The 1,705-nt window shown below is 45.6% G+C and carries 2 pseudogenes; both read right to left on the bottom strand.

Going from position 1 to position 1,705, the window contains the following annotated elements:
- Positions 1 to 94 precede the first annotated feature (94 nt).
- A pseudogene (locus BGK49_RS14000) lies at positions 95 to 1,390 on the bottom strand (phosphoethanolamine transferase); the annotation flags it as partial.
- A gap of 15 nt (positions 1,391 to 1,405) precedes the next feature.
- Positions 1,406 to 1,705 (bottom strand): annotated as a pseudogene (locus BGK49_RS14005) (IS1-like element IS1X2 family transposase); the annotation flags it as partial.

The raw sequence follows: 1,705 nt of genomic DNA on the forward strand, positions 1-1,705 counted from the left end.
CCTATTAGCGGTTACCAGCGCCCCACCAGACCCGGTGACATCACCCCCCGGATCATGGACGACTGGGGGCAGTAATCATGCCGGGTCTGGCTGGCTAACCCCCCATTATAAGGGGTACGAATAAAGTAACGGGGTTACCTTGCTTATCCTCTGTAAACTCCTTTCTGAACATCACATAATCGAAAACATCATGGTTTGCATCCACAACCCGTGAGTCTCCTTTATAGTGTGCAATCACTTCCTCAAGCGTTTGCGGCTGTTCCGGCTTTGTTACCCCCATCCACGCATTAATAAGGTAATTATTGTAAGCTGTCGAAAAGATGTTGTTTTCCGTTGTGCGATCCACGCCATCCCCAAGAACGGGGCTATACCAGATAAACATCGGGACATGATATGCCTGCTGGCTAGCCCCCCTGCCTCCATGAAAATAGACGTTCTTCTTCGTAAGGTCACGTTCCAGGCCGTGGTCGGCAAAATACATGACCGAGGCGCGGCGATCTTTTAATAATTCAAAAACCTGACCTAGCAAACTATCTGTGTAATGAATGGAGTTGTCATAGCAGGCATCCTGATCGTCCTGCGGTTGAAACACGGCGCTGGATTGCGGATAGGCGCTACAAGCCGGTTCATGGCTTCCATTTAAATGAAGAACAATCAGTTTCTTTTGCTGCGTATTTTGCTGTAATGCTTGCGATAAATGCGGCAACAACAATTCATCAAATCCTTTGACATAAACTGTTTCCATGGCGCGCATGGCGATACTGGTAACTGCTGTACCATTCTGCCGAAAAGCGGATTGCGAGCTTAGCCAGAAAGTCTGAAATCCTGCTTGATTAGCCATATTAATAATGTTGTCGGGGTAATTATGAATGTCATGACTCAAAACAGAATCAGCAGTTAAAGAAAGGGGAACCGACAGCGCAGTGTAAGGTGCGCCGCTTATTGCTTGATTAAACAGTTTGATCTGTTTTCTTTGTGCTTCAACTTGCGGTGTCGTAGAGCGTGTATATCCATACAAAGACATATTGTCGACACGTACAGACTCCCCCACAATCAACACGTAGGTATCAATACCTGTATCCCTGACTGATAATTGAAAATACGGCACCGTGTTTGCAATTGAGAGTAATCTTTGATGCTCTTTCGCTGCTAAAGCAAAATAGTTGAGATTGAAAAACGGCGTATAGGTAGCAAATCGCGACGCTAGTATATATGGACTGAACGTTTTTTTATTTTTTGCATCTTTATAAGCAAATTGACAAGCGGAAAATAAACTGCCCGAAATGACAATCAGCAATAATATTCCTGTCACTTTTTTTGTCGGCAAGGAAACATCATATTTTATTATTATTGCCCAAAAAAGAAGGGATAAAAAAGCAAAGGCACATAGGGTAATGACTCCAACTTACTGATAGTGTTTTATGTTCAGATAATGCCCGATGACCTTGTCATGCAGCTCCACCGATTTTGAGAACGACAGTGACTTCCGTCCCAGCCTTGCCAGATGTTGTCTCAGATTCAGATTATGTCGCTCAATGCGCTGAGTGTAACGCTTGCTGATAACGTGCAGCTTTCCCTTCAGGCGTGATTCATACAGCGGCCAGCCATCCGTCATCCATACCACGACCTCAAAGGCCGACAGCAGGCTCAGAAGACGCTCCAGTGTGGCCAGAGTGCGTTCACCGAAGACGTGCGCCACAACCGT

Origin of the sequence: Shigella sp. FC1544, from assembly GCF_001722145.1 — a bacterium.
Lineage (GTDB): Bacteria > Pseudomonadota > Gammaproteobacteria > Enterobacterales > Enterobacteriaceae > Escherichia > Escherichia coli.